At 47.8% G+C, this 22,915-nt stretch carries 19 protein-coding genes and 1 riboswitch; of the genes, 5 read left to right on the forward strand and 14 right to left on the reverse strand.

Annotation, left to right across the window (positions count from 1 at the left end):
• Positions 1–20: 20 nt before the first annotated feature.
• The 5 genes from ABU165_RS16790 to ABU165_RS16810 all read right to left on the reverse strand — a co-directional run bounded on the left by ABU165_RS16790 (position 21) and on the right by ABU165_RS16810 (position 4,869).
• Entirely contained in the window at positions 21–635 is a 615-nt protein-coding gene (locus ABU165_RS16790) for a YflT domain-containing protein (protein WP_318060514.1), read from the reverse strand.
• Positions 636–732: 97 nt separating this feature from the next.
• Entirely contained in the window at positions 733–1,917 is a 1,185-nt protein-coding gene (locus ABU165_RS16795) for a Ger(x)C family spore germination protein (RefSeq protein ID WP_094768144.1), read from the reverse strand.
• Positions 1,914–3,506 (reverse strand): spore germination protein, encoded by a 1,593-nt coding sequence (locus tag ABU165_RS16800; RefSeq protein ID WP_318060515.1) that lies wholly within the window; start codon positions 3,504–3,506, stop codon positions 1,914–1,916. Before ABU165_RS16800 ends, ABU165_RS16795 begins: the two co-directional genes overlap by 4 nt.
• On the reverse strand, positions 3,500–4,618 hold the full coding sequence (locus ABU165_RS16805; protein WP_009792242.1) for a GerAB/ArcD/ProY family transporter: 1,119 nt from the start codon (positions 4,616–4,618) through the stop codon (positions 3,500–3,502). Before ABU165_RS16805 ends, ABU165_RS16800 begins: the two co-directional genes overlap by 7 nt.
• The gene (locus ABU165_RS16810) at positions 4,618–4,869 is read right to left on the reverse strand and encodes a hypothetical protein (RefSeq protein ID WP_009792243.1); all 252 of its coding nucleotides are present in this window, start codon (positions 4,867–4,869) and stop codon (positions 4,618–4,620) included. The genes ABU165_RS16805 and ABU165_RS16810 overlap by 1 nt, the downstream gene beginning before the upstream one ends.
• A 210-nt stretch (positions 4,870–5,079) precedes the next feature.
• On the opposite strand from ABU165_RS16810, the gene ABU165_RS16815 reads away from it, so the two are divergent.
• The 3 genes from ABU165_RS16815 to ABU165_RS16825 all read left to right on the forward strand — a co-directional run bounded on the left by ABU165_RS16815 (position 5,080) and on the right by ABU165_RS16825 (position 11,382).
• Positions 5,080–6,603, forward strand: a complete 1,524-nt coding sequence (locus ABU165_RS16815) for an FAD-dependent oxidoreductase (RefSeq protein WP_318060516.1) — start codon at positions 5,080–5,082, stop codon at positions 6,601–6,603.
• Positions 6,604–7,017: 414 nt separating this feature from the next.
• Positions 7,018–9,555, forward strand: a complete 2,538-nt coding sequence (locus tag ABU165_RS16820) for a glycoside hydrolase family 31 protein (RefSeq protein ID WP_318060517.1) — start codon at positions 7,018–7,020, stop codon at positions 9,553–9,555.
• Between the two features lie 60 nt (positions 9,556–9,615).
• Positions 9,616–11,382: a glycoside hydrolase family 66 protein gene (locus ABU165_RS16825; RefSeq protein ID WP_170939477.1), complete on the forward strand. Its 1,767-nt coding sequence runs from the start codon at positions 9,616–9,618 to the stop codon at positions 11,380–11,382.
• A gap of 61 nt (positions 11,383–11,443) precedes the next feature.
• Here ABU165_RS16825 and ABU165_RS16830 read toward each other — a convergent pair whose 3' ends face one another.
• From ABU165_RS16830 to ABU165_RS16870, 9 genes are all read right to left on the reverse strand, one after another.
• Positions 11,444–12,397 carry a DUF4097 domain-containing protein gene (locus ABU165_RS16830; protein ID WP_148950545.1) on the reverse strand — a complete coding sequence of 318 codons (954 nt, stop codon included), beginning with the start codon at positions 12,395–12,397 and terminating at the stop codon, positions 11,444–11,446.
• Positions 12,394–12,957, reverse strand: coding sequence for a DUF1700 domain-containing protein (locus ABU165_RS16835; protein ID WP_009792249.1), 564 nt, complete (start codon positions 12,955–12,957; stop codon positions 12,394–12,396). Before ABU165_RS16835 ends, ABU165_RS16830 begins: the two co-directional genes overlap by 4 nt.
• Entirely contained in the window at positions 12,944–13,273 is a 330-nt protein-coding gene (locus tag ABU165_RS16840; protein ID WP_022543345.1) for a PadR family transcriptional regulator, read from the reverse strand. The genes ABU165_RS16835 and ABU165_RS16840 overlap by 14 nt, the downstream gene beginning before the upstream one ends.
• Positions 13,274–13,428: 155 nt before the next feature.
• Positions 13,429–14,307, reverse strand: a complete 879-nt coding sequence (locus ABU165_RS16845; RefSeq protein ID WP_148973394.1) for an amidase — start codon at positions 14,305–14,307, stop codon at positions 13,429–13,431.
• Positions 14,308–14,352: 45 nt separating this feature from the next.
• Positions 14,353–14,439, reverse strand: a riboswitch (cyclic di-GMP riboswitch).
• 87 nt (positions 14,440–14,526) lie between these two features.
• A complete protein-coding gene (locus ABU165_RS16850; RefSeq protein ID WP_009792252.1) occupies positions 14,527–14,661 on the reverse strand; it encodes a hypothetical protein in 135 nt (44 codons plus the stop codon).
• A 76-nt stretch (positions 14,662–14,737) separates the two neighbouring features.
• Positions 14,738–16,210 carry an amidase gene (locus tag ABU165_RS16855; protein WP_101552128.1) on the reverse strand — a complete coding sequence of 491 codons (1,473 nt, stop codon included), beginning with the start codon at positions 16,208–16,210 and terminating at the stop codon, positions 14,738–14,740.
• 428 nt (positions 16,211–16,638) lie between these two features.
• A complete protein-coding gene (locus ABU165_RS16860) occupies positions 16,639–17,784 on the reverse strand; it encodes a DEAD/DEAH box helicase (protein ID WP_094768136.1) in 1,146 nt (381 codons plus the stop codon).
• Positions 17,785–17,960: 176 nt separating this feature from the next.
• Positions 17,961–19,439 carry an amidase gene (locus tag ABU165_RS16865; protein ID WP_101552130.1) on the reverse strand — a complete coding sequence of 493 codons (1,479 nt, stop codon included), beginning with the start codon at positions 19,437–19,439 and terminating at the stop codon, positions 17,961–17,963.
• Between the two features lie 110 nt (positions 19,440–19,549).
• Complete coding sequence (locus ABU165_RS16870; protein ID WP_009792256.1) at positions 19,550–20,683, reverse strand: zinc-dependent alcohol dehydrogenase; 1,134 nt, start codon at positions 20,681–20,683, stop codon at positions 19,550–19,552.
• A 329-nt stretch (positions 20,684–21,012) separates the two neighbouring features.
• Between ABU165_RS16870 and ABU165_RS16875 the strand changes: the two genes are divergently transcribed.
• Complete coding sequence (locus tag ABU165_RS16875) at positions 21,013–22,371, forward strand: hypothetical protein (RefSeq protein WP_101551811.1); 1,359 nt, start codon at positions 21,013–21,015, stop codon at positions 22,369–22,371.
• 30 nt (positions 22,372–22,401) lie between these two features.
• On the forward strand, positions 22,402–22,915 hold a 514-nt coding region (locus tag ABU165_RS16880), incomplete at its 3' end, for a hypothetical protein (protein ID WP_353762678.1).

The raw sequence follows: 22,915 nt of genomic DNA on the forward strand, positions 1-22,915 counted from the left end.
TTGCAGCGGGTGCCCTTTCTTTAATACATTTTATTGTTGTCGACCTTCATTCTGTCTTTTACAATTTCCGGGTCATCTGAGACAGGCGACCTTGTCCCTTGAGGGGGAACATAGATGTTGTCGACCGGCATAACTGGTTCATTGTCCGGCATGCCAGCTTCACCAGGATTCATTTTCTGCTCACGCAGCTTGTCCGATCTGCCGTCAACAAACACCAGTATTTTGCCTTCCTTGATTTGGCCGCTGTAATGCTCGGCATCATCTTCCGGAATCCCCATACCGACGAGGGCTCCTGTAAGCCCTCCAAGTCCGGCTCCGGCAGCTGCCCCTGTGAGTGCTCCTGCAAGGGGTCCTGCGGCGAGCACCGGACCGATGCCCGGGATGGCAAGGGCTCCGGCTCCTGCCAGCAATCCTGCAAGTCCGCCGAGCGTACCTCCTGCAGCAACTCCGGCAGCAAGGCCTTCTTCCGCCTTCGTCCCTGTCTGCTCTGTTACTGCTTCCACGTCATCATCATTTTTCCCTACCACTGAAATATCCTTTGTGTCATAGCCTTGGGCCCTTAATTCCTCTACAGCTTCAATGGCTTCACTTTGTGTATCATAAACGCCTACTATATGCTTCTGTTCTTCTGCCATTATCTTTTGCCTCCTTAATAAGCTAAGATAAATAGACAAGCTTTTCAGGCGAGCCTATAGAGTGATTTTACCCGCAGGCGCATCCTGTAAACATTAGCTAGTTGGTCTCTGATAAGAATGATTTGGTTCTGATCCCCGTCCTTCTCATTTTAATGAGAGCGGTCACCTCGACATCAGCCTCAGAAAAGTATTGGTCCCAATCGGCTTCTATCTCGTGGAAGTGTTTATAATCTTTTCTTCTGACCACATCGCCGAATCCGAAGATATCTGCTTTGTCTTCTTTTTGCACTCTTCTGATAGTATCTGCAACGATTCTTTCAATGTGGTTCTCTGTCTTTTCCTCATAATCTTCATAAGTAGATACTGAATCGACTGAATCAGCGCATTGGGTGCCCTCCAAATAACTCTCCCCTCTTATGTCGATCTTAACTTTCGCCTTGCCGTCCTCAATCCTTGCTTTTGTCTTTGTTGTTGTATTATAGATTCTGATGTCGATGTAGCGGTTTTCCCCGCAGCTTATTGTTAGGCTTGTACTCTTAATCTTGTCCTGTGTCCAGAGGTAATTCCGAGCATCCTCAAGACTTAGAAAACCATCCAGCCTGCCGCCTTCAAAAATTGCAAGCGAATCCAGCACAACCAGCGCATCCGGTGTTACTTTCTTCATATTCTCTACACTCGATCCCTTTTCCGGATCCCCCTTAATGGCAACAGCAGCCATGACCGGCTGCCGGCCAGGGGACGTCCAGGCGCTGATCACATCATTCAGCCTCACGCCGGGGTCGCCTCCCCAGGTTTCTTCCATCGTGTCCAGCTGTGTATGGAGCTTAAGGGAAGTGGACTTTTGGAACTGGTACGTCACCTTCAGCACTTCTTCGGCCCTTACTCCCCTTGAAATAACGATATTAAAATCATCCCGCATCTCCCTATTGCGCTCCAGGTAATCCAGAAACTCCAGCATCCCGTCCTCCGCCACTTCTTCACTGATGATTAAAGTCCTCATATGCGAATAGACCAGGTTTCGCGAAATGCCCTCACTCATTTGGTTCGTCAATTCGGACAGGGAATTCCCTTCCTTCCCATACACAATCGAAGGTGCATTACCGCCGGCAGTCCGGTTATTCAGCTCCGCAGCATTAATGCCTTCTACAGACAGGTAGTATTTTTCATCTTTCCCCTTGTCCACAGCCATACCGGTAATTACGGTAACCTCTGCCAGCTCCTTTTGATCCCAGCATCCAGTCAGCAGGCAGCACAAAGCCATAACAGCTATGATCTTTTTCATTTCCCATGACCCCCATTCATCGGAGGCGGAGAAGGGGAGCCGGTCTTAGGCTGCTTCTCTTCTTTTTGCGGCTTCAAATAGCTTGGCCTTTTATTCATGCTCCAGAAAGGAAAGCGGAAGAACACATCCTTCTGGCTTTCAATGATAAACGGGGCTACTGGGGCCAGATAAGGAACTCCAAAGGAACGGAGAGCGCTTAAGTGAGCCACCATCAGAACAAGCACAATCAGGACTCCATACAGGCCAAGGAAAGCAGCTGTGATGATCAGCAGGAATCTCAGCAGCCTCGAGGCATTGGCGAAGCTGTATGTGGGTGAAACAAAATTGGCAATGGCTGTGATGGCAACGATAATGACCATAATATTGGATATGATCCCCGCTTCGGCTGCAGCCTGCCCGATGACGAGCGCTCCGACGATCGATACAGTCTGCCCGACAGCGCGCGGCATTCTGACGCCTGCCTCACGCAGGATTTCAAAGGTGATTTCCATCAGCAGAACTTCAATCACAGCCGGGAACGGCACCCCTTCCCGCTGCGCGATTACACTCAAAAGCAGCGTGGTCGGAAGCAGTTCATGGTGAAAGGTAAGAATGCCGACATACAGGGAAGGCGTGATAAGTGCAATCATAAAAGAAATATAGCGGATAAAACGGATGAATGTTCCCATCAGGAAGTTTTGGTAATAGTCTTCTGAGACGGAAAAAAAGTCGACCAGCACCGCAGGCACGAGCAGCACAAATGGCGTTCCGTCACAAAGAATGGCCACCTTTCCCTCCAGCAGATTGGCCGCTACTGCATCTGGCCTCTCGGTGTTGAGGGCCAACGGAAATAGAGTGGCCGTTTTATCTGCAATCAGTTCTTCAATATTCCCTGTTTCAAAAATCGCGCCCGTATCAATCTTTTTCAGCCGTTTGCGGACCTCCTCGACAATCCCGCTGTCGGCAATATCCTTCATATAACTGATAAAGACCGTTGTGCGCGTGTCATTTCCGATAGTAAATTCCTCAAATTGAAGCCTGGGATTCTTGATCCTCCTGCGGATCAGACTGACGTTTACCGATAAAGTTTCTACAAATCCATCCTTAGGCCCCCTGACGACTGTCTGAGTGCTTGGTTCAGCTATCGACCGGCTTTCCGTGGTGGGAACAGGAATGGAAATGGCCCGGGGTACACCTTTAAAAGCAAGGATAATGCTTCCCGAAAGCATAAAGTCAGTCATTTGCGAGACTGTCTCTGCAAGCTTATAGCCTGATCCTCCGAAATGCTCTTTGCCGTAGCCCTTGACATCATCAATGGTTTTTACCTTTGAATCAGTTCCTGGCTCTTTGGCAATTGAATGAATGATTTCCTTAAGCACATTGCTGTCGATCATGGTTTCCAAATAAAAAAGAAGGGCATCAGCCGCTCCGGCCTTGAGTTCTTCAATTTTCAGATCGGCTGAAGCCCCGAAACGGCAGGATAATTCCTCTTTAAGTTCTTCTAGCTCATAGCTGTCAAGGCTCTTATCGCCAGCTTCCTTTTCAGTCTTTTCCTCCCTCTCTTTTTCGACTCTTTTTATGCGGCTGAGTGTTTTAATGCGTTTCAACATTTCACCCCATTTTTCCCGGAACGCTTCCGGCTTCGGTTTTTCCACAGCAAGACAGCCAGGAGGACAGATGGAATGCCGAATTGCATCGGCAAATGAACAAAATAAGGGACTACAACAAGCCCTTCCTCCAGATGGTCGGCAAAATTGACTGAAATCAGTACAGAAAACAGGGACACGACCGCTGACATAGGAAGGGCAAAGTATCGATAGGGCAGCCGGAAAACGTATTCCAGCCCTTTCAGCGCGCCAAAAAGAAAGACCGAGCCTTTTATCAGGATGCCAAGCATCATAATGAAAACGACGAGGGCATCGATCCTCTCAATGAAATTGCCGATGGAAACCTGCCTTGCTGCACTGAGCATCGGAAAATTGGAACGGACCATCGCATCCGAACCGAGCGTCATGACCATCAGAATGGTTGCATGGGTCAGCAGCAGCCCGGCAATGGCTGTTCCCATTAATGAGACTCTTTTGACATATTTGAAGCTGGTGACTTTTCCGAGGATGACCGTAAAGGCGATAAGCTCGCCGAATGGAAATACAAACAGCGAAGGAAAAACAGCTTTGGCCACAGGCATGATGCCCTCGCCAAGGACCGGCTCGATCCGGCTGAATTCCAGGTTTCCGCTTGCCAGCAGGAAAATCGTCAGCAATAGCACAAACAGCACCACATATGGAGAGAAAATTTCAGATGTCCGCCCAAGCACTTCAATGCCAAGGTAAAGGATATAGCCCATCGTCAAAGCGATGGTAAGGGATATCATTTCAATTGGCGTATTGGGAAGAATGGCAGACGCGATCAGCTCGCCAAAATCCCTCACCACCCTGCTGGATATGTAGAGAAAATAAATGACATATAGTAATGCCATTGGAATGACAAGATAGCGCTTAAAGCAGTGCTCCATGATTTCATAAAGGTTTTTTCCGGGAAGTCGGCTGATCAGGAACCAGTAAAAGTAGACAATTCCCATTCCAAATCCTGTAGAAATGACCATGGCTATCCAGGCATCCTGCTCTGCGCCTTTGCCGACACCAATGATAATCGCACTGCCGAGCAGGAAATTGATGACCAGCGTCATCAGCTGGCTGAGCGATATACTTTCTTTTAACATCAGCTCCCACTTCCCTTCGACTGTGCTTTTTCAGCTTTTTTATTTTTATAAAGCCTTATGTCGATAAACAGGCTGGAACCCATGCCGAGGAAAAAAACAAACAATGCAATGACCCTTCCTGCAGCGATTTCGGCATAAAAAATATTCAGAATTGCTTCAGTGACTGTACTTTTAAAAACAAATAAATCAAAGAGAAGAGTCAGCACAAACAAGCCTGTGGAAACCAATATAAACGAAAGAGTGACCATCATATCTTCCCATCCATTTTAAAGTTGCATTTCTAGTATTTAAGTTTGCTGCTTATTTTATCCATAATTCCGTCCCTGCCGCAACTCTTTTTCCTGCGATTATCTTCCGGCCCAAAAGGGTATGAAATTTACAGCAGCTATGCAGAAGAACGAATATGCCCCCCTTGGAAAGGAAAGATTATCTACTAGAAGAAAAACCTGAGGAGGAAAGATATGAATCATTCACAAATGCCGCAGTTTCCGGAACCGTACTGGAGGGAAACCCCGCTCTCATCCTATGAGGCGCTTAATGAAAATATCGAGACTGATGTCGCAATCGTCGGCGGAGGAATTACAGGAATCACCGCTGCCTACCTTCTCGCAAAAGAGGGATTTAAGGTAGCGATCCTTGAAGCAGGAAACGTCCTCAACGGAACAACGGGGCATACAACTGCCAAACTGACCGCCCAGCACGGAGTCATCTATGATGAGCTGATCAGCCACTTTGGGGAAGACAAAACGAAGCTTTATTATCAGGCGAATGCAGAAGCAATCACTTTTGTAAAAAACCTTGTCGAGGAAAAAAAGATCGACTGTGACTTCAGTATCGAGGACGCTTATATCTATGCGGTTTCCGACCAGGCTGCCGGCAAGGTGCAAAAGGAGTATGAAGCCTACCAGAAGCTTGGAATCGACAGCAGCTTTGCTGATAGCATCCCATTTAACATAGACATTAAAGGGGCAGCTGTCATGAAGGGGCAGGCACAATTTCACCCCTTGAAATTCCTGAAGGTGCTTCTTGAGGAATTTACAGCAGCAGGCGGCAAAGTGTATGAAAATACAACAGCTGTCGATATTGAGGAAGGACAGCCTGCCTCAGTTAAAACAAGGAATGGCCAAACCGTTACAGCCAAGCATGTGATTGTCGCCTCACACTTCCCATTCTATGATGGCAAGGGCTTTTATTTTGCGAGAATGGAGCCGGAAAGATCCTATATTGTGGCTGTGAAGACCCGTGAGGAATATCCGGGCGGGATGTACTACAGTGCCGATCAGCCGACACGCTCCCTGCGTTATACACCGATAAATGGCGAGAAGCTGGTCCTTATCAGCGGTGACAGCCACAAAACCGGGCACGAATCGGATACTCTTAAGCATTACGAGGCTTTGGAGGAATTCGCAGAGGAGGTTATGGGCATAGAGGAGTATCCATACAGATGGTCTGCACAGGATTTAATCACATTGGATAAGATCCCGTATGTTGGCCCAATCACTGAAAATGCCTCGAACATTTATGTTGCCACCGGCTACCGTAAATGGGGGATGACGAACGGAATTGCGGCTGCCCATTTGCTGAATGATTTTATTGCCAAAAAGGATAGTCCTTATAAGGAAGTATTCACCCCTTCCCGATTTAAAGCCGATCCAAGCATCAAGGAATTCATTAAATTCAATACCGATGTTGCAGGCCAGCTGATTAAAGGGAAGCTCGAATATATCCCTGCCGAGCTCGATGATATTGAACCGGACCACGGTGCACCTGTCATCGTAAATGGCAAAAGGGCCGGGGCCTACCGGGATAAAGAAGGAGCCCTTCATATCGTCGACACCACCTGTACACATATGGGCTGCGAATGTGAATGGAATAATGGCGAACGGACCTGGGACTGCCCGTGCCACGGCTCGCGCTTTTCTTACACAGGAGAAGTTGTCGAAGGCCCGGCAGAAACTCCGCTTAAAAAAATCCAGGGTGAATGATTTGGGAAGCTCCTGCGGCTGGCTGCTGCGGGGGCTTTCTGTCTGCCATCGGGTACTGGATGGGGCTTCAAAAAGATAATCCGGCACTTCTTTTCCACTTCCAACTCCCGCATCAAACAAATTCTACTCTTTCCCTCTTCTCCTCTGTTTCAATCCTTTTTTTACTATATTACAGGATTTGACCCATAAGTCCCCTTTAATATGACAGACTGTAAAGGCTTAGTGTAAAGGATTCATTTTGCATCAATCAGCAAAACGCTTTCACGAAGTGACGCAAACGATTTCACAGCAGCATTTCTGGGGCTTCTGGGTCCAATGACTTCATCTGTTTAGTTGTATATACAAGTATTGACCACCTCCACGTTCTCCTCTAAAGTCAGGTTGTAAAAACTATACAGAATTGGGGAGATACATATGGAAAAGTCCAGGAAAACCCTCCGGATGCTGGCTGCCGCGGCAATCGCTGCCGGTGTCGCACTATCTGCAAGCATACCAGGTGCGCTTGCAGTCACACAGCCTGAGGCTGACACTCCGCTCAAAAAGGAGAACCTTCAGACTCTTTCAGCCAAGAGTGTGAAAAAGCTTAAAAACGGGGTCCAATTCGACCTTGGCGATTATGAAGCATTTATACGTATTTATTCAGAAGACCTTGTCAAAGTTTCTGTCTTAAAGGACGGCCAGAAAGAAGAAGAAACTCCTGCCATTGCAAAGAAGGATTGGAAAACTCCTCTCTTCAGCACTGAAGACGGCAAAAAAGAATATACCATCAAAACCGGCGAGCTGACCATTAAAGTAAGCAAGTCGCCATTCGGGGTGAAATTCCTTGATAAAGAGGGCCAAGTAATCAATGAAGATTATCTTCAAAACGGTGCCTCATCCGGCTATGAAGATGGAAAGCCATATGTTTTCAAGAAAACCGAAAAGGGCGAGAACTTCTACGGCTTCGGCGAACAGGCCGGCCTGAATATGAACCAGCGCGGCGAAAGCATCGGGATGTGGAATACTGATGCTTATGCTTATACAAAGGATACAAAATATGTTTATACAAGCATCCCATTCTTTATGGGCCTGAAAGATAAAAAAGCCTACGGGATCCTTTTTGATAACTCCTACCGTTCTTACTATGAAATGGCAAGCGAGTCGGATGACTATTACTACTTCTATGCCAACGGCGGACCGCTTACCTATTACTTTATGTATGGACCGGAAATTTCGGATGTCCTTGACCGGTATACTGAACTGACAGGCAAAATGGACATGCCTGCCGAATGGACATTGGGACTGCACCAGAGCAAATGGGGCTATACCGCCGATGAAATTACCGATGTGGCCCAAACTTACCGAGATAAGAATATTCCGCTTGATACCATGCATTTTGATATCGATTATATGCAGGGCTACAGGGTCTTCACTTGGGATCAGAAATATAAAGATGCCCTTTCAAAGCTGAAATCTATGGAAGGCTTCCATGCTATTGCCATCAACGACCCTGCAGTCAAAGTGGATGAAAATTATAAAATCTATCAGGAAGGCACTGCCAAAGACTTCTGGGGCAAAAATCCGGATGGCACAAACTTCATTGGCCCAGTTTGGCCTGGCGACTCTGCTTTCCCTGATTTCTCCAAAGAGGAAGTGCGGGACTGGTGGGCCAAAAACCATAACGTCCTGTTCGATGCAGGAATCGACGGCATCTGGAATGATATGAATGAGCCTGCAGTCTTTGTGGATGGCGGAGAGTATAATCATACAATGCCGCTTGATACTTATTTCGGATATGAAGATGACAAAATCATGCACACGGAATACCATAATCTTTATGGCCATGACGAGGCAGAAGCAACATACAATGCCTGGGCCATGCATAAGCCTAATGAGCGTCCGTTTGTCCTGACGCGTGACATGTTTGCCGGCTCCCAGCGCTATGCAGCACTGTGGACAGGAGATAATGAAAGCAATTGGGAGCATCTTCAGATGAGCCTGCCGATGAATATGAACCTAGGCTTATCCGGTGTTTCCTTCGTCGGTAATGATATTGGCGGATTTGCTTCCCGCCCAGATAAAGAACTTTATACACGCTGGATCGAGGTTGGAGCCTTCCTTCCTTTCTCCCGTATCCATTATGATTCAGACGCCAAAGCAGAAGTAAAGCAGGGACAGGAGCCATGGGCATTCGGGCCTGAGGTTGAAGGAATCGCCAAGAAGTATATTGAAATGCGCTACCAGCTGATGCCTTATCTTTATAATGCCTTCAAGGATTCCTCCGAGACAGGCAAGCCGGTCCAGCAGCCGCTTGTTTATCACTACCAGGAAGATGCCAACACATATGACATTGCTGACCAGTTCATGTTCGGCGACTCTATGATGCTTGCCCCTGTCGTAAAAGAAGGACAGACACGCCGCGATGTATATCTGCCAAAAGGCGACACATGGGTGGACTTCTGGACCAAGAAGGAATATAAAGGCGGACAGACAATCAATGTCAGCGCCCCATTAGAGCATCTGCCGATTTTCGTGAAAAAAGACAGCATCATTCCAACACGTGAAGTCCAGCAGTATACAGGAGAAAAGGAACTGACAAACCTGGTGCTCGACACCTATTTGGACAAAGAAGCAAGCTACAGCTTCTATGAAGATGACGGCAAATCACTCGACCATCAGGACGGTGAATTTGATATCACAAACTTTACACTGAATGAAAAACCGAATAAGATCGAATTCACCCAAAAGAAAGAGACTGATAACTACGATTCAGCTCTCCAGCAGGTGACATTGAAGCTTAATAATGAGAAAGCGCCTAAGCGCATCCAGGCAGCCGGCAAGAAATACCGCGCCGTCTTCTCACTGGAAGAAATGACACAAACAAAAGAATCTTATTTTTATGAAACAAACTCAAAAACATTGTATGTAAATGTGCCTGCAGCAGAAGGCAAAAAGGTTCAAATTAAATTCTAAAAGATCTAGGGGGCTAATCTGACAGGGATTAGCCCTTCTTTTTTGAAAGAGGTGATCATATTGAAAGGCAAAGCAGCCATCCTCGGACTTCTGCTGCTGGCGGCGCTTGCCAGCTTCTGCCTGAAAGAAAAGGAAGAGAAAACCACTCATGATGCTCCCTCCCTGCAGGAGTCAAAAGATTTATTTTTCAATCTGCAGACCGATAAAGCCCGCTATAATCCCGGGGACTCTGTCCAATTTTCAATAAAAGCAGAGGCTGGGAGCACGGTGGAGGTCACCTATTATCATCTTGGCCGCCCATTGGACACAGTGGCTGCAGAACTGAAGGCTCCCGGCACCCACAGATGGAGCTGGAATCCTCCGGAAAAGGATTATAAAGGCTACTTGGCCGTCGTATCTGTGGAAAATGGCGGCAGCATACAGACCGAAACAATTGCTGTAGACGTTTCAAGCAGCTGGAGCCGGTTTCCCCGCTACGGGTTTCTGTCTGACTTTGCTGACTCTTCCCCCGAAACAGCTGCCGCTATCATATCCGACTTGAACCGCTATCATCTTAATGGGCTTCAATTCTATGACTGGCATTTTGAGCATCAGGAGCCCCTGAAGATGGAGGATAAGCTGCCGGCGGGCCATTGGGAGGATGTCGCAAACCGCCGCATCTCATTGCAGAAAGTACAGCAGTATATCGGCGAAGCCAAACAGAGGAACATAAAAACCATGGCATATAATCTACTGTACGGATCTTTTGAAGATAACGGCTTGCCCCGTGAATGGCAGCTTTTTAAGGATCAGAGCAGCCCGGAGCCTGACATCCATCCCCTCCCTGGCGGCTGGAAAAGCAATCTGCTGATCATGAATCCCACCAATCCATGGTGGCAGGACCATCTGATAGAACAGCAGAAAATGGTATACCAATACCTGGGCTTTGATGGCTGGCATATCGATCAGCTTGGTGACAGGGGAGAAGTTTTTAATGAGCTTGGAGACAGCATCCACCTTGCAGAAAGCTTCCAGCCTTTCCTGGAGAAAATCAAACAGAAGCTGCCTGAAAAAGAGATTGTGATGAATGCCGTGAATCAGTATGGCCAGCCGGCCATCAGCAGAGCAGGTGCTGCGTTTCTGTATACCGAAGTATGGGATCCGTATAAGCATTATGGGGATCTCAAGAAGATACTGGATGAAAATAGGAACCTTACAAATAACGGACAGGCCTCTGTTCTGGCCGCTTATATGAATTACCGTCATTCTGATGAGCAGGGAATGTTTAATGAAGCCGGCGTCCTGCTTACAGATGCTGTTATCTTTTCCAATGGCGGAGCACATCTGGAATTGGGCGAGCATATGCTTTCCAAGGAATATTTCCCTCACAATCAACTTCAGGTGTCCGAAGGCCTTCAGCAAGAAATGGCCAGTTATTATGATTTTTTAACAGCTTATGAGAATATCCTGCGAGATCATACACGGGACTCTGAGGCAGCGATCATATCCCATGAAGGGCTGCCATTAGCGATGGGAGATCCTGAACAGCAAAAGATTTGGGTGCTGCCGAAAGAATCCGGAAACAGGAAAATCCTCCATTTCATCAACTTCCTGGATGCGGTCCATATGGAATGGCGCGATACAAATGCCGATCAAGCTAAGCCAAAGGAACGGCGGGACCTTACATTTAGTTTAGAGGAAGATCGGAAGGTCAAAAACCTATGGTTTGCCTCCCCTGATATTAAAGGCGGCAGGCCTGAAGAGCTTCCGTTCAGGCAGGAAAACGGGAATGTTATATTCAGCATTCCGTCATTAACCTACTGGGATATGGTGGTTGCTGAATACTAGGACACAGATTCCTGTCCAAAAATAAAAGCGTGCCCGGGCTTTCCGCCTGGACACGCTATTGTTAGTTTAGATTAAAATCCCCGGACGCAGTATGAACCTTTACCACATGCTCGCCTGAACCAATTTTGCCGAGAATCCTGTCTTCTTCTTTTTCTTCAAAAAGAAATCCATCAAGCTGGACATTGCCCTCCCCGGAGGTTGCCTTAAAATCAACCATCATATCGCTTGGCTCCTCTTTGAATGAAATATTGACATCCCCGCTTGCCGTTTCGGCAGTAATGCTGGCTGCCAGCTGATCATTGCTGATGTTCAGGTCGCCCGAAGTAATTTTTGCAGCGATATCCCCGGAAAGTTCGCTGATTTTTATATCCCCTGAAGCTGTATATAAATCTGCTGACTCTGCGGCTGACCCATCGATTTGCATGTCCCCGCTTGCTGCCTTAAACTTCAATTCCTTCGCCTTTGAATCTTCTACCCTTACATCGCCGCTCGCCACCTGGATTTCCATTTGGCCTCCGGCTTCCATTCCCTTCAGCGCAACATCACCGCTCTTTGTCTCAAAAATGCTGTCCTTGCTTTGAATGTTTTCCGCTTTGATATCGCCGGATAATACCTGTACTGCCAGTTCCTCATATTCCTTTTTCGGGAGAAGCACCTCGATTTTCACATCACGGATGATAACCACTCCCATGCGGAACATATTCTTCACATCAAGGTCGACATTCAGGGTGCCGTCATCTTCGCTGACCTTCAGTTTATAATCATCTTTGAGCTTTTTGCTGACTTTCCCCGTTAGTGCCACCTTTATATCTTTCTCGCTGCCAGCTTCCCTGATGACCACATCTGTAGAAGCGCTATTTACTGAGATATGCTGGATGGAATCTGCTTTTATCGTCTCGCTTTGATTAATCTCAACCGTGTTAAAATTCAGACCTCCCGAAGCGCTGAGTGTAATGGCTGAACCGCCGACACCGATCAGGAATAAAACGACCAAACCCGCCACCAGTTTCTTCATGCCGCCTTCTCTCCTTTTCCTTTGACTAGCCTGACATTGAATTTGATATAGCCGAGAAGTACCCGGTAGAAAAATTTGCCGACATAAATCATTCCGATGCTAAGCAGCAGGCCCAGGCTGAACAGTGCCAGCGAAGCAAAGAAATTCAGGGTCATATCCTCAAAGCCCGTAAAAAACGAAGACCCCAGCAAGGCAAATGGCGACAATGTCAAAACGAGCGCCACCGCACATAGTGAAATATAGACGCCTGCGAGGCCGATCAGCGGCCCAAGTATAAAGACCAGATTGAAAAAGCTGAGGCTGACCGCCGCTGTCGCAGCTTGAAAAATATTGGAGACCGACTGCGTTTTCTCCGCTTTGACAATCCTGTAGTCTGCAAGCAGGTCGCGCGCAATGACATGCGGGTCACCGAGCTCCTCCATGATTTCCCTTTCCGTCCTGCCGTTTGCAAGCCCGATTTCAAAATGCTCCTCATAATCGTACAGCATTTCCCGCCGGTCATATTCCGGCACCTTACCAAGCAGCTTTTCCAGCCTTTCTAAAAACTCATTCCCTGCCACTGGACTTTCCCTCCTCAACAAATTGATTAACCGCCAATGAAAACTGCTGCCATTCCTCGATCAGCATATTCATATAATCCCTGCCCTTTTCTGTCAGTGAATAGTATTTTCTGGGAGGCCCTTCCGTTGATTCTGCCAGATAGGTTGTTAAATACTCTTCTTTTGTCAGTCTTCTGAGCAAAGGATAGAGCGTCCCTTCAGCCACCTCGATTTTATCCGAGATGTTTTGCGCGAGCTCGTAGCCATACTGATCTTTCTTAGAAATCAGCAGCAGCACGCACAGCTCAAGAACACCCTTCTTGAATTGAACATTCAATCCTTGCACCTCCACCGGTAGTGAACATTATTCAGTAGTCATGTAAATCCTTCCATTCATTCACAAACCCATCATACAATACACTATTGAACATTACAAGGTACTGAACGTAAAAAAATACCTATTTTTTAAAAATAGGCATTTTCCAAAGATGATTATGGCCTCAAATCCATCCAGCTTTGAAGATGATGGACAGCGAATCCCACATGGGAATCTGAGGAATAAGCGTCACGGACAAGTGAAAGCTGTTCTTCCATTCTTAGTGTGCCTTCCTCATAAAAAGTGATATACGCCGCTTCAGAAGAAGCCCCTGTTTCTGCGGCAATTTCTATCTTTTTCCCATATTGTGCCGCAAGCTCAACCTCGTTCCTGGACAGCTCAATCATCCCATTAGGGCCTGCTGCTGTATCTCTGTAGGCCATGATCGTCACACTGTCAGTATTCTTTATGACCCAGCCTGCGAGGGAATCTTTGCCGAATTTATTGCTGAACATCATTTCATCAAACCAGAAAGGCATATCTGCCCCCAACGGAAGACTGAGCTCTGCGGACAAGGAAGCAGCCTGAAGCATCCGGGTCTGATAATTCACCACAGTGCTTTTATAATTGCTTTCCCAGCCTGGCAGAAGATAGGGCTCGATATCCAGGTGGATGCCTGAAAACTGCTGGGCAGGGCTTGCCTGCTCCTGATAAGCAGCTACCCAGAAGAAGAAGCTGCGCATGGCTGCTTCACCTTTTGCCGTGGCCCATTTAGGTGCTCCATCCAATGCATGGACACTGATTCCGCCGGCATTTGCTTTTTCTATAAAAGATTGGTAGACAGCGGCCGGCAGGCTCTGGTCAATCTGCAGATACAGCTGATCTGCCTGCCTGTCCGCCAGGAATTGAATGATTTCATCAGACCTGTCCTTTATGGCTGCTGTATCCCACAGCCAGGTTGAGCGGTTCATATCAGCAGCCTCTCCTTTCACGGGGCAGGCTGCAAACACGAGCAGTACAGCCAAAAGAGCTGTCTTAAAAAATTTGATAGTCATTGTATACTCTCCTTTGTATGATGCCATGACATCCATAAAAAGGAGCCCGGCAGCCTGGCAGCCAGCCGCATATCCGCGGGAAGGCCCATAGCTTTGCGTCCCTGCCTTTCGACAGGTTTGCCTTTATCAGTAAGTTGTTAATTTGATTATAATCACTTTTCAGGAAAAATAAAGATATTTTTTACACAAAAAGGCCCCCTGATGACAGGGGCCTTCTTCTTAGTCTTTAGGCTGATTTTCTTTCTTGCTTTTCGTGCCGGTGTTGAATTCCACCAGCTCTTCGCTTGTCCAGCCTTCTCTTTTTTTATTATTGTTGCGCTGTGCATTTGCATTTCCAAGCTTTGTCCTGCCCATGCTGCCTCGCTCCTTTACTGGCGTTTTCTCTGGTAGTATGGGCCTTTTCACTATGTGTTATTCTGCTTTGGCGGCCTTACAGGAGAGGGGATTTCCTCACTTTTGTCCCCTGCTCGAAAGCATAGGCCATGCTGATCAGACCGGCTTCTGAAAAAGCAGTGCCGGTAAACGTAATGCCCACAGGCTCATTCTCTAAGGAATAGCCTGCCGGTACTGTGATGGAAGGATAGCCTGCCTTTGCCGGAATGCCCGCTCCAAAATTGTTCGGCGTCACGATTGCATCAAGATGATGCTCTTTCAGGACATGATCAATTCCCTGCTCAGTCGAAAAGTAGACATCCTCCTCAAGCGAGCTGATATAAGCCTCTTCAGTCAGAGTCCCGCTTGTTCTTTCGGCTTCCTCCAGGATGGTCTGTCCGTACTTAAGGGCTGCATCACTGTTTTCGAGGTTAAAGGCAATCACATCGGCAAGGGATTTCACTTTTATATGAGGAGCAACCCCGCGCAGGTAGGCGTTTAGATCTGCTTTGAATTCGTATGTAAGTACATCATACTTCCAATTATTTTTTGTAGAAGGGATTTCTACAGGGTCAACCACCTCGGCACCAAGAGCTTTCAGCTGTTCAACCGCATGGTTCATCACTTCAAGCTTGTCCCCGCTCAAATAATCAAAATACACTTCACGTGCAATGCCGATCCTTTTGCCCTTCAGCCCGTTTTCATCAAGAAAACCAGCAAACTCGGTATAGTCTGACTCTGGATTGTTCAGCACAGCAGGATCCCTGTCATCATTGCCGGCAAGCACATCGAGAAGGTAAACGGCATCCCTGACGGTTCTTGCCATCGGGCCTGCCGTATCCTGGGAATGCGCAATCGGGATGATCCCCCTTCTGCTGATCAGGCCGACCGTCGGCTTAATGCCTACAAGCGAGTTTTGGCTTGCCGGGCTGAGAATCGAGCCTGACGTCTCCGTTCCGACAGCCACTGCCGCAAAGTTCGAAGCGATGGCTGCACCTGAACCCGAACTGGAGCCGCCGACATCAAAATTACCCGGCCCATAAGGATTCAGCACCTGCCCGCCCCTTGAGCTGTAGCCGCTCGGCATGCCCTCTGTCATAAAATTGGCCCATTCCGTCATATTCGTTTTTCCGAGAATAACGGCTCCGGCCTTTCTTAAAGCTTCAGCCACATAGGAATCCTCTTTTGCAACCGACTCCTTCAGTGCAAGAGATCCGGCACTGGTGTGCATTTTATCAGCAGTATCAATATTATCCTTGATCAGTACAGGAATGCCATGCAGCGGCCCGCGGCTGCCCTTCAGCTTACGTTCGGCATCCAGTGCCGCCGCAATCTGGGCAGCATCCGGATTGACCTCAAGTACAGAGTTGATGGCCGGGCCGTTCTTATCCTTCTGCGCAATCCTGTGCAGGTACATCAGCACAAGCTCTTTCGAAGAAACCTCGCCCTTCTCCAATTTCTCCTGCATCTCATCTATAGTGGCCTCCAGGAGCCATTCTTCCTGGAGCTTTTTCAGCCTTGGATTTTTCATATAGGAATCGATTCCTTTCACATTGAGTTTACTTTCATATTTTAGCATATTTTCTGAATCCTTTACTATAATGAAGGTTGGTTAGAGAGGACATCGAATATTCGCTGGTGGATTTGTGGTGTTTTTCTAGGAAATGATTCTTTTCTTTAAGGCTGGGTTTAATTCTGCTGTTCCATCTTGTTGAATCAGACCAATTTAGAGTGGATCCTGATTCATTTAGGGTGGATCCCCGGTCAATTTAAGTTAATCACCCTACTTTTCCGTTTATTCATCCTACTTTTCCGTTTATTCACCCTACTTTTCCATGTATTCACCCTACTTTTTCAATTATTCCACCCAAAACAGCCGATATTTTTTCCACCTTACATTTTTTCACAAAAACCCATCAAAAAAAGCTGACAACCCAAACCCGGGTTGTCAGCTCCCTATTATCTTCTTCTATCAGCGTCCACGATATCACCGGAATAAAACACTTTCTTCTCCGGCGTGATGCCAAGCTCCTGGCAAAACTTCTTCAGTTCGCGTTCTTCCCTTTCGGTGACGAGCGAGATGACCGTCCCGCTTGCGCCGAAACGGCCCGTGCGCCCTGAGCGGTGGACATATTGCTTGATGTCTTTCGGAAAATCATAGTGCACAACATGAGTGACACCCTGGATGTCAAGGCCCCTTGCTGCCACATCTGTTGCGAACAGCAGGCTGCTTTTTCCTTCGCGGAAATTTTTCAAATGCTTCTGCCTGTCCATTTTGTCCAGGTCGCTATGCAGGATTCCGGCCTTCACGCCTTTAAAATCAAGCTTTTCGGAAAGGACAGCCAGATTGCCGATATCCTTTACAAAGGCAAGCCCCTTGATATCCTTCACACGGGAGATCTTTTCTAGGAGTTTAATTTTATCCCGCTGCTCACAGGCAAAATAAATATGGTCCACATCTGAAGGGATTGCCTCTTCCTTCCCTACGCGGATGAGCTCGGCATCAGCGGAGAGCTCCTGTGCAACCTTCGCGGTGCTTTCAGGAAGTGTTGCTGAAAAGAAAGCAAGCTGCCTGTCAGCAAGGGTTGACTTTAAAATGGTCTTTACTGTCTCAAGATGCTCAGGAACAAGGAGCTGATCTCCCTCATCGAGCACAACCGTTTTGACTTCATGCATCTTCAGTTTTTTCTGTTTGATCAGCTCGAGCATCCGCCCAGGCGTGCCCAAAGCGATCTGCGGGTGCTTCTTCAGCTTTTCTAGCTGTCTTTTCGTATTGGCGCCGCCGATGAAGGTGGCTCCTTTTATGCCGCTTCCTTCTGCCCACTTTTGGACCTCCGAGAAGATTTGCATAACAAGCTCCTGTGAAGGGGCCACAATAACGGCTTGAACCGCTTTTTTGCCGGGATCGATTTTATCAAGAAGCGGCAGCAGGTAAGCAAGCGTCTTGCCTGTCCCTGTCGGCGATTCGGCGATCACGTCCCTGCCCTCCTGGATAAGGGGGATGCTCTTCGATTGAACGGCGGTTGGCTCATTAAAGCCGGATTTTTCCCAGACTTCCTGGATAAAAGGCTTCAGGCCGGTAACTACAGATTGATTTTCAGTCATAACTATCTCCTTCTTTTGCAAAAAAATCTCATCTATTCCAGAGCTGCTTTTTTAAAGCATGCCCAGTTTTACAAAAAGTTGTGTACCGTTCTGATACTAGCTTATGATGTTCCAGATGTCCAGCCTTCATGCCAGCTGAGCTGGGTCCCACAGTAAAAAATCCCCCTAACTGCCTCTCAATATTTCCTTAGCCAATGAGGCGTCTGTTCCAGTTCAAATGCAAGCCGGAACAAAAGATCCTCCCGCCCTTTGGCTGCCATAAACTGAACACCGCATGGCAAGCCCTCTGCTGTACTGTGCAGGGGCACGCTCATCGCCGGCTGCCCTGTCAGGTTGGCGAGCTGGGTGAACGGCGTCCGCTTCAGGCTGTTTTCAGCGAGCTGGCCGGCAAGCCCGGCCTTTTGGGCAAGCTTTCCCAGCTTCAGCATGCTGATCAGCCGGACAGCTGTTTTTTCTGCATTTCTAAGGCTGAGCTCGCCGATCCTTGCAGGCGGAAAAGCAGTGGCAGGAGTCAAATAAAAGTCATAGGTCTCATGGAAAGAATCCATCACATAGGCGGCTTTGTCCCATTCCCTCATGCTCAGGACAAAATCCCCGGCAGAGATTGTTTTTCCAAGCATCCCGAGGAGCCATGTAGATGCTTCCACATCCGTCCTGGACACCTTCCGCCCGAGTGTTGCCTCCATTCCAGCCAGCGCCGCAGCCACCTCTCCAAAGTACATGGTGATATAGCTTTGGGCAAGCTTCTTCCCGTCTATATCCGGTTCAGCTTCTTCGGTCCGGTACCCCAGATCTTCGAGGATAGCAGCCGTGCGGAGCACAGCTTCCCTGCAGTCGGGATGGACATCGGTGCCAAGCGGGGAAGCTGTGGTATAAGCAATTTTCATGGTTTTTGGGAGCGGCTTTTCCAGACAGCCCAGATACGATTCTGATGGGGGAATAGCGTAGAAGGCGCCGCCTTTTTCCGGTCCATGCAGCTCATCTAGCATGGCAGCGCTGTCCCTGACCGAACGGGTGAGCACATGGTCGGATGAAGCCCCCTGCCAATGCCGGCCAATCCCAGGGCCGGCCGGTGTCCTTCCCCTGCCCGGCTTCAGGCCGAACAGGCCGCAATAAGCGGCAGGGATGCGGATCGAGCCGCCGCCGTCATTGGCGCCTGCAATCGGCACCATCCCGCTCGCCACTGCTGCAGCGGAACCGCCGCTTGAGCCGCCCGGAGTGTAATCAGGATTCCATGGATTCCTGGCCGGTCCGTAAAATTCAGGCTCTGTAATCCCCATCAAGGCAAGCTCGGGAACATTCGTCTGCCCTATAAAAATGGCACCCGTCCGCCGGAGCCTGGCCACAAATTCAGAATCGCTCTTTGCACGGTAATTCTGCAGCGCCTTTGAGCCGGAAGTGATTCTTTCTCCCGCGATTTCCTGCGTGATATCTTTCAGCAGCATCGGCACTCCTGCAAAACTTCCCTCCAGATCAGCAGATAAAGCAGCCTTTTTTGCCTGGTCATACATTTTATTGATTACTGCATTAAGCCCAGGATTCAATGCTTCAATATTCTCAATGGCGGCTTCTGCCAGCTCAATCGGCGCAGCTTCTTTCTTTTTGACCAGCTCTGCCAGCGCAAGGGCATCATTTTCCAAAAACAGTTTGTTCATTTTTCCACCTGCTTTAAAAGAAATAGTATACTTACATTTCTCTGACATCAGGTGGATATCCTGCAAAATGCCAAAAGGAAAGGCAGGCCCGGAAAGGACCTGCCTGCTGTTTATGGCTTCAATACAACCTTTGTGCAATCGTCTTCATGTTCATTGAACAGATGGTAGCCGCGTGCCGCATCTGCGAGGGGCAGTTTGTGGCTGACAATGTGGGTCGGATCAATCTTTTTCTCTTCAATCATATTATAGATTTCCGGCATCAGATGGATAACTGGTGCCTGTCCTGTTTTAATCGTTACGTTCCTGGAGAAGAAAGCTTCAAGCGGGAACATATTGTAGGTTGCACCGTAAACGCCGGTCAGCTGGACTGTTCCGAATTTCTTGACAGCCTTCGTTGCCATCTGGATAGGCCCGAGTGTTCCTCCCTGAAGCTTCAGCTTTTGCTCGATTTTTTCAATCGCTGATTTCTTCCCGTCCATGCCGACGCAGTCGATGACAACCTCGGCACCGCCGCTTGTGATTTCCTTTAGATAATCACCCATATCATCATGTTCACTGAAGTTGAAGGTTTCAACCTTATTGACGAGCTTGGCATGCTGCAGGCGGTAGTCAAGATGGTCGACTGCAATCACTCGGGAAGCACCTTTCATCCAGGCGAATTTCTGTGCCATCAAGCCGATCGGTCCACAGCCAAGAACAACAACTGTATCGCCCTTTTTGACGCCGGAATGAAGAACGCTCCAATAAGCAGTCGGGAGAACATCGGAAAGGAACAGCAGCTCCTCGTCTTCCATTTCATTGGATTCGGGTACAACAAACGGTACAAAATTTCCATAAGGGACGCGCAGATACTCTGCCTGGCCGCCAGGGTAGTTTCCGTATCTTTCTGTATAGCCAAAGTAAGCTCCTGTATCCTGGTGAGGATTGGAATTATCGCATTGGCTTTCCATGTCATGCTGGCAGAAGAAGCACTGCCCGCAGGAAACGTTAAATGGAATGACAACCCTGTCCCCTTTTTTCACCTTCGTAACCTCAGGGCCAACCTCTTCAACAATGCCCATCGGTTCATGTCCGATAATATAGCCTTCCCTCAGGGGCATATTTCCCTGGTAGATATGCAGATCTGACCCGCAAATCGCTGTGGAAGTTATTTTGACAATAACATCATCATTTTTCTCAATCCTTGGATCTTCAACTTCCTTGACTTGAATATCTTTGGAACCTTGGTAAGTTACGGCTTTCATCTCTCACACTCCTATCCAGAATCTATTTGGATATACCCTATTACCTGAGGAAGGGAACATGTTTTTTCAGAAAAGTATTCCAAAATTTTTTTGGCAGGAATATTTTATTTTACTTTTCGCTTTCCAAATATGCCCATCACCCCAGTCCCTTACTCCTAAAAGGATTTTCTAAAAAACTTCAAATTTTTTTATGAAAAAGTAATCCAAAACGAATTCTTTTTCGTTAGTTCAGCAGAACACCGAAAAGTTTATAAGCATTTCCGCCGGGTACAAAAGGATGGAATAAGTTCCAATTCAGGCGGAATTTTGAAAGGAGGTGAGCGATTCGAGTGTCAGCCAGATTCGTACAAGCCTTTGTTCTTGCGGCTTTCTGCTTCATCCCTTCGACTGCACTGGCGGACGGGCTGCTGGGCTCTGCGACAGAAAAAGTCACAAGCACCGTTAAAGAAACGGTCCCCCTGCAGCGAAGCGAGAAAAGCCAGGATCAAAGCGGACAACAGAATAATGACAAAGCCAAACCAAAAGATGCCTCTCTTCTTGGCACAGTGACCGGTGCAGTAGAAGAAACAGTCAAGACGGTGACAAAGCCAATCATCACTGTGGAAAAGGACGAAAATGCGGAAGAAAAATCCCTGGTGAATATTAACCTTTCCGAGGACCCTTCCATAAAAGTGGACGCAAAGATTACCGAAGCCAGCGTTTCCGATTCCATTTCCGTCAAAACTCCGGTGGCCGATGCTGAAGTGGGCGACTCCATCAAGGTGAAGACTCCGGTCGCAGATGTGGACGTGTCTGATTCTATTTCTGTTAAAACACCGGTTGTCAATGCTGAAGTGGGTGACTCCATCAAGGTGAACACTCCGGTCGCAGATGTAGATGTGTCTGATTCTATTTCTGTTAAAACTCCGGTTGTCGATGCCGAGGTGGGCGATTCCATCAAGGTGAAGACTCCGGTCGCGGATGTAGATGTGTCTGATTCTATTTCTGTTAAAACTCCGGTTGTCGATGCCGAGGTGGGCGATTCCATCAAAGTGAATACTCCGGCCGCAGATGTAGATGTGTCTGATTCTATTTCTGTTAAAACTCCGGCGGCTGATATTGGAGCGGGCGATTCCACCAAGGTGAATACGCCGTCTGCCGATAATGGCAGGACCGATTCTATCAGCATTACAACACCTGCTGATACAAACGTCCCGGATGGTATGACGGCAGCAGACACACCGGCCAATCAAACAGAGCCAGATTCGGTTAATGATAAAACACCTGTCAAGTCTGATGGAGTTTTAACTGATGGATTGTCTCAGCCAGAACCTTTGGCAGCAGACGCTTCTGAACAGTTCTTCGGTTCTTCAGCAGAGACTGGAACAGCGCCTTCTGCTGAAAGCGGAAACAAGTTCCAAAACAAGGCCACTGATAAGGCACCAGCTGAAAAGCCGGTACAAGCGGCAATTGCCTACGTACCTGCCAACAGCGGAACAAATGGCACCAGCACAACGGCAAGCGGAGGACAATCCGCATCAAGCGGAGCAGCACTCCCTTCCATATACTTTGCCGGTGTTCCTATGATTGATGCAATGTCTGAAAAAGCGGCCAGATATAGCGCAGTTGCTTTTTTCCATGATCAATGGTTAAATGCTCCTCCTTCACAGCCGCCGCAAACAACCTTCTTCTTACACGTTTTTATATAAAAAACTAAAAAGAAGAAGGAGAGAATTCAATTGAAAAACAAACACTTATTGAAAACATTAGCGATCACAGGTTTTGCTGCAGCAGGTCTTTTTGCAGGAGGCTCCTACACTCTGGCATCTGAAGACACTAACCAAAATTCACTTGGACTTTCAACCAATCTACTGACAAGCTTGAATTCAAGCGAGGAGAATGACAGCTCCTCACTCACTTCAAACTTAAAGGCCAACCTGAATCTTAGGTCTGTATCAGAAAGTTCATCTGAAAACGGTGAAACAGCTGCCAAAACAGCTAATGGACAAGAAAGTGTGAATTCCGATGGACATGAACAATCCGAAGACTCAAGCAGCCTGGATACCAATCTCGGCCTGGGTCTGGGACTCGAAAGCTCTGAAGAAGGTTCATCTTTAGATGCAAACACAAACGCAGATGTACAAGCGTCCTCAAGTGAAGACAACGGAGAAGAGCAATCTTCTGCCAATCTTGGAACCAATCTTGATCTTGGTGCTTCCACTTCTGATGATGAGTCTTCTCTTATGACAGGTG

The sequence above is a fragment of the Cytobacillus sp. T106 genome, from assembly GCF_040492155.1.
Taxonomy (GTDB): domain Bacteria; phylum Bacillota; class Bacilli; order Bacillales; family Cytobacillaceae; genus Bacillus_AB; species Bacillus_AB infantis.